4 protein-coding genes and 1 CRISPR repeat array are annotated in these 5,722 nt (G+C 60.9%); all 4 genes read left to right on the top strand.

Annotated elements, in window-relative coordinates; translation table 11 throughout:
* A partial coding sequence (locus RMO57_RS09260) for an AI-2E family transporter (protein ID WP_310385956.1) occupies positions 1 to 634 on the top strand: 634 nt, incomplete at its 5' end.
* A 169-nt stretch (positions 635 to 803) separates the two neighbouring features.
* Positions 804 to 3,845 (top strand): type II CRISPR RNA-guided endonuclease Cas9, encoded by a 3,042-nt coding sequence (gene cas9, locus RMO57_RS09255; RefSeq protein ID WP_310385954.1) that lies wholly within the window; start codon positions 804 to 806, stop codon positions 3,843 to 3,845.
* 2 nt (positions 3,846 to 3,847) lie between these two features.
* Complete coding sequence (cas1, locus tag RMO57_RS09250; protein WP_310385952.1) at positions 3,848 to 4,789, top strand: type II CRISPR-associated endonuclease Cas1; 942 nt, start codon at positions 3,848 to 3,850, stop codon at positions 4,787 to 4,789.
* Positions 4,790 to 4,816: 27 nt separating this feature from the next.
* On the top strand, positions 4,817 to 5,143 hold the full coding sequence (gene cas2, locus RMO57_RS09245; protein WP_310385950.1) for a CRISPR-associated endonuclease Cas2: 327 nt from the start codon (positions 4,817 to 4,819) through the stop codon (positions 5,141 to 5,143).
* A 69-nt stretch (positions 5,144 to 5,212) separates the two neighbouring features.
* Positions 5,213 to 5,710: direct repeats of the CRISPR family, unit length 37 nt; unit sequence CAGTCTAGATCACTGGGATATGAGCTCTGACCGGAAC.
* Positions 5,711 to 5,722: the final 12 nt, after the last annotated feature.

Genomic DNA, 5,722 nt, shown 5'->3' with positions numbered 1-5,722 from the left:
GTGGCGAAGGCCACTTCGCGCGCCCATGACGGGGAAACCGTCGGCGGTCGATCGGTTGCTCGGCGAGGACGCGATCCGCGCCCTGAACCTACCGCTGGAAGGGGCGACGACCCTGCCCAACCACGCCTACCTGCTTGGCCGCGCAATGCCGCTGGCGCCGGCGCACAAGGCCGACCTCTACGACAAGTTCACCACCGTGATCCGCGCCACCGTCAAGGGCAACCTCTTGGTCGCCGCCCTGCAAGGTCTGCTGGGTGGCTTGGCTTTCTGGTTCTTTGATTTACACGGCGCCCTGCTCTGGGGCGTTTTGATGGCGTTTTTGTCGATCTTGCCGGCGGTCGGCGCCGGCCTGGTGTGGGGGCCGGTGGCGCTGTACTTCTTTCTCAACGGCGAGATCTGGCAAGGCGTCACCCTGACGGCCTATGGCGTCCTGGTCATCGGCATGGTTGACAACCTGTTACGCCCCATCCTGGTCGGCAAGGACACCCGCATGCCCGACTATGTGGTGATGATCACCACGCTGGGCGGCATGGCGGTGTTCGGCCTCAACGGCTTCGTCATCGGCCCGGTGATCGCGGCGATGGTGATGGCGGTCTGGCATATTTTTACGGCCAGCCGGGAGGCGCAGGACTGAGGGGGCTTGACGCTGAAAGGACGAAAGCCGCGTATAGCGGCTTTCCATTTGGTGCATCTTTCTGCTTGTTAGCGTCCAGAGCTCATATCCCAGTGATCTTGCGCTTAGACTGTAGCACGTCAAGTATAAAAGTTAGCTACAAAGCATCTGGGAGGATGGCATGGCAGGCATGCGGTATCGACTCGCACTCGACCTCGGGTCAACTTCGCTGGGCTGGGCGATGCTCAGGCTGGGGTCCGACGGTCAACCCTGCGCCGTCATCAAGGCCGGCGCCCGGATTTTTTCCGACGGGCGCAACCCCAAGGATGGCTCATCTCTTGCAGTGACGCGGCGCGAAGCACGCGCCATGCGCCGACGCCGCGACCGCTTGCTCAAGCGCAAGGCGCGCATGATGGGCATGCTGATCACGCATGGTTTCTTCCCCGCCGATCAAGCCCAGCGGAAGGCTTTGGAGTCCGAAAATCCCTACGAATTGCGCGCCGTGGGCTTGGACGCCGCGCTGAAGCCCGAAGAATTTGCGCGCGCGCTGTTTCACATCAATCAGAGGCGAGGCTTCAAGAGCAATCGCAAGACCGACAAAAAGGACAACGACAGCGGCGCGCTCAAGACCGCTATCGGCAAGCTGCGGCAGGCCATCGCCGCCGAAGGCTGCCGCACGGTCGGCGAATGGCTGGCGCGGCGCGATGCGTTGGGCCAGACCGTGCGGGCACGCTACCGCGAAGCGCGAGTCGCTCGCGACGACGGCAAGAACCGCGTCGACAAAAGCTATGACCTCTACATCGACCGAGCCATGATCGAACAGGAGTTCGATGTGCTGTGGGCCAAGCAAGCCGAGCTGAATCCAGCGCTGTTCAACGAGACGGCACGCTTCGACCTGAAGGACGCGCTGCTGTTCCAACGCCCGCTGCGGCCGGTGAAGCCGGGGCGCTGCACCTTGCTGCCGGACGAGGAGCGTGCGCCGCTGGCCTTGCCGAGCACGCAAAGGACGCGCATCTACCAAGAGCTCAATCACCTGCGCATCCTCTACCCCGGCCTGCGCGAAGCCGAGTTGACACTCAGCCAGCGCAATATCCTGGCCGAAGCTCTGGAGCAAAACGGCCGACGCACATTCACGCAGATCAAACGCCTGCTCGGCTTGTCGGGCTCGGTGCAGTTCAATTTTGAAGACCCGAAGCGGCAGGAGCTCAAGGGCAATATGACCAGCACCGCACTTGCTCAAGCCAAGATGTTCGGTCCGGTCTGGTTCAAATGGACAGCCAAGCAACAAGACAGCATCGTCAAGCAAATCGTCGGCCAGCAGAGTTTGACCCGATTGATCAAGCGCCTGATGAAGTACTGCCTGATCGACGAAAGCTGTGCCGAACGGATCGCTGAGGCCGGTTTACCCGAGGGCTATGGCAGCCTCAGCGCGAAGGCGCTGGCCCGCATCCTGCCCGCCCTGAAAGCGGCAGTCATCACCTACGACAAGGCCGTGCTGGCCGCCGGCTTCGATCACCACAGCCATATCAGCGCGAGTGCCAGCGGCGAAATCCTGCCGGCCCTGCCCTATTACGGCCAGGCACTGCAACGCCACGTCGGCTTCGGCACTGGCGTACCCACCGACAGCGACGAGAAGCGCTACGGCCGCATCGCCAACCCGACCGTCCACATCGGTTTGAACCAAACTCGTTTAGTGGTTAACGCTTTGATCAAGCGTTATGGGCATCCCAGCGAAGTGATTGTTGAGTTGGCCCGCGACTTGAAACAAAGCCAGGACCAAAGGCAAGAAGAAAACAAGCGTCAAGCCGACAACCAGCGCCGCAATGCACGCATGCGCGCCGACATCGCCAACGTGCTCGGCATCAGCGAAGAGCGCGTCAAGAACCTGGATCTGCAAAAGATGCTGCTGTGGGAGGAGTTGAGTTTCGACGTTGCCGACCGGCGCTGCCCGTATAGCGGCGTGCAGATCAGCGTGCAGATGCTGCTCAGCGCCGAAGTCGAGATCGAACACATCCTGCCCTTCTCGACGACCTTGGACGACAGCCTCAACAACAAGACGGTCGCCATGCGCCAGGCCAACCGCGTCAAGGGCAATCTGACGCCGTGGCAGGCCTTTGGCGCGAAGGCCGTGCAGGGCTTCGACTACGAGCAGATCCTGGCCCGCGCCGGCGCCATGCCCAAAGCGAAACGCTATCGCTTTGCCGAAGACGGCCACCAGCAATGGCTGAAGGAGGACGCCGGCTTCCTACCGCGGGCGCTGAACGACACCCGCCACCTCAGCAAGGTGGCGCGCGAGTATCTAAGCCTGATCTGCCCGCAGGCCACCCGCGTGATCCCGGGCCGCATGACGGCGTTGCTGCGCGCCAAGTTCGGCCTCAACGATGTGCTGGGCTTGAACGGCGAGAAAAACCGCAATGACCACCGCCACCATGCCGTCGATGCCTGCGTGATCGGCGTGACCGATCAGTCCATGCTGCAGCGCTTTGCGCAGGCCAGCGCATCCGCACGTGAGCAGCAACTGAATCGTCTGGTGGAGAACATGCCGCTGCCTTGGGACAGCTACCGGGAACATGTCGCACGGGCGGTGAGGCAGATCTGGGTCAGCCACAAGCCGGACCATGGCCATGAAGGCTCAATGCACAACGACACCGCCTACGCCTTGCTGGGCAATGGCACGGTCGGCGTGCACAAGACGGTCGAAGGCGTGCGTAGCTTTGAGGTGGCCAAGCTCAAGGTGATTGAGTTCGCCGATGCGCGTGCTGGGGAGCGCCACGGCGTGCTGGCCAATGGCGAGCCGCAGCCTTACAAGGGCTACAAGGGGGACAGCAACTACTGCATCGAGATTTTCAGGAACGAAAAGGGGCGCTGGGAGGGTGAGGTGGTGTCGACGTTTGAGGCGTATCAGATTGTCAAAAATCGAGGCATCTCCGGACTGCATTGCAGGCATTCCAGCTACTCCGGCAAACCACTTGTCATGCGATTGATGAGCGATGACATGCTCCGTCTAGAAATCGACGGAACGGTTCAGGTAATGCGCGTCGCGTCGATGAATGCAGCGGGCAGGCTCACATTGGCTGCCCACCAAGAAGCCAATGTGGCAGCGCGAGATCGCGACAAGGAAAGCAATTGGTCTTACACGTACAAGCAAGCGGGCTCGCTGCTATCTGCGCGAGCTAGGCAGGTTTCGATCTCCCCAGTCGGGGAAGTCAAAGACCCAGGTTTCCGTCCTTAGCCATGATCGGCCGCATCGTCGAAGTCGCCGATGACAGTCGACACCTGTCGCTGTACCGCGGCTTCATGATCGTGCAGGACACCAATGGCGCCAGGCCAGAATTGGGCCGAATACCTCTGGACGACATCGCCGCCGTGATCGCCAACGCGCATGGCCTGAGTTACACAAATAACTTGTTAGTGGCTCTGGCCGAACGCGGCGCGCCGCTGGTGCTGTGCGCGGCCAACCACAACGCGGTCGGTATGTTGCTGCCGATCTCCGGCAACTTTGAGCAGGCCAAGCGCATCGAGGCGCAGATTGCCGCCAGTCAGCCCACCCACAAGCGCATGTGGGCCGCGGTGGTGCGCGCCAAGCTGGAGCAGCAAGGCGCGGCGCTGAAGGCGGTGGGTGCACCGCACGCGCCGCTGACGGCGTTGGCAGCCAAGGTCAAAAGCGGCGACCCCGAAAACCTTGAAGCTCAAGGCGCACGGCGTTACTGGGGCCTACTATTCGGCGAGGCCTTCCGTCGTGACCGCGAGGCCGAGGGCCTCAACGCCATGTTGAACTACGGCTACACCGTGATGCGCTCGGCGACGGCCAGGGCGGTCATCGCTGCGGGCCTGCACCCCAGCATCGGTCTGCATCACAGCCATGACAACAACGCGATGCGCCTGGTCGACGACTTGATGGAGCCGTTCAGGCCCCTCATCGACCTCAAGGTCTGGGCCTTGCAACGCGATGGCAAGGTCGAGGTAACACCCGGGACCAAGCGGGCCTTGGTGCTGACGCTGTATGAGGACATGCAGACTGCGTCTGGCCTGACGCCGGTGATGGTCTGCATGCAAAAGCTGGCCACCTCATTGGCCCAGGTCTACCTGGGCGAAAAGAGCAAGGTCGAGTTGCCTATTGCTGGTCTTGCCGGTTGCCTACTGCCTGCGTTGCCAGAAGTTAGCCAAGATGACTGAGCAGCTGCGCTGGAGGCGGCTAACACCATGCTTACAGGGTATCGATTGATGTGGATGACGGTCATGTTTGACCTGCCCGTGGTCGAGGCCGAGGAGCGCCGCGCGGCGACCCGATTTCGAAACTCCCTGCTCGACCTCGGCTTTCAGATGTGCCAGTACAGCGTGTACATGCGTTTTTGCACCAGCGGCACCCAAGTCGAAACCTACTGCAATATGGTCGAGCAGGCCTTGCCGATTGGTGGCAAGGTGAATATCCTGCAGTTCACCGACAAACAGTACGAACGCATCATCTGTTTCCAGGGACGCTTGAAGTCGGCAAGCAAAAAATCGCCCGATCAATTTGACCTTTTCTGATCATGCCGCTCGTTTTTTCATCTCAAAAAAGAGCTAACCCCCCGACGAATCAAGGAGTTAGCTCTGCTCTAGTCTAGATCACTGGGATATGAGCTCTGACCGGAACGAGGACGATGGTGTCCTAAACCCCCGCACCAGTCTAGATCACTGGGATATGAGCTCTGACCGGAACGTCTTCGTCGGTGCCGAGCTCATGCACGGCAGTCTAGATCACTGGGATATGAGCTCTGACCGGAACCAGTCGGCGGCGCTCGGTGTGCCGGTGCCAGTCTAGATCACTGGGATATGAGCTCTGACCGGAACTGAGCCGTCGCGGTCGATGCCGCACGCGGCAGTCTAGATCACTGGGATATGAGCTCTGACCGGAACCAGTGCGGTCACGTGAACACCTCCTCAAACAGTCTAGATCACTGGGATATGAGCTCTGACCGGAACCTGCTCTTGCTTGATGACGCGCAGGGCAATAGTCTAGATCACTGGGATATGAGCTCTGACCGGAACCTCCATGCGTCGGTGCTGCGCTGCGTGGCCAGTCTAGATCACTGGGATATGAGCTCTGACCGGAACTCACCGTTCGCA

The organism is Roseateles sp. (genome assembly GCF_031397715.1).
Lineage (GTDB): Bacteria > Pseudomonadota > Gammaproteobacteria > Burkholderiales > Burkholderiaceae_C > Paucibacter_A.
This window is presented reverse-complemented; position numbering and strand designations above follow the sequence as displayed.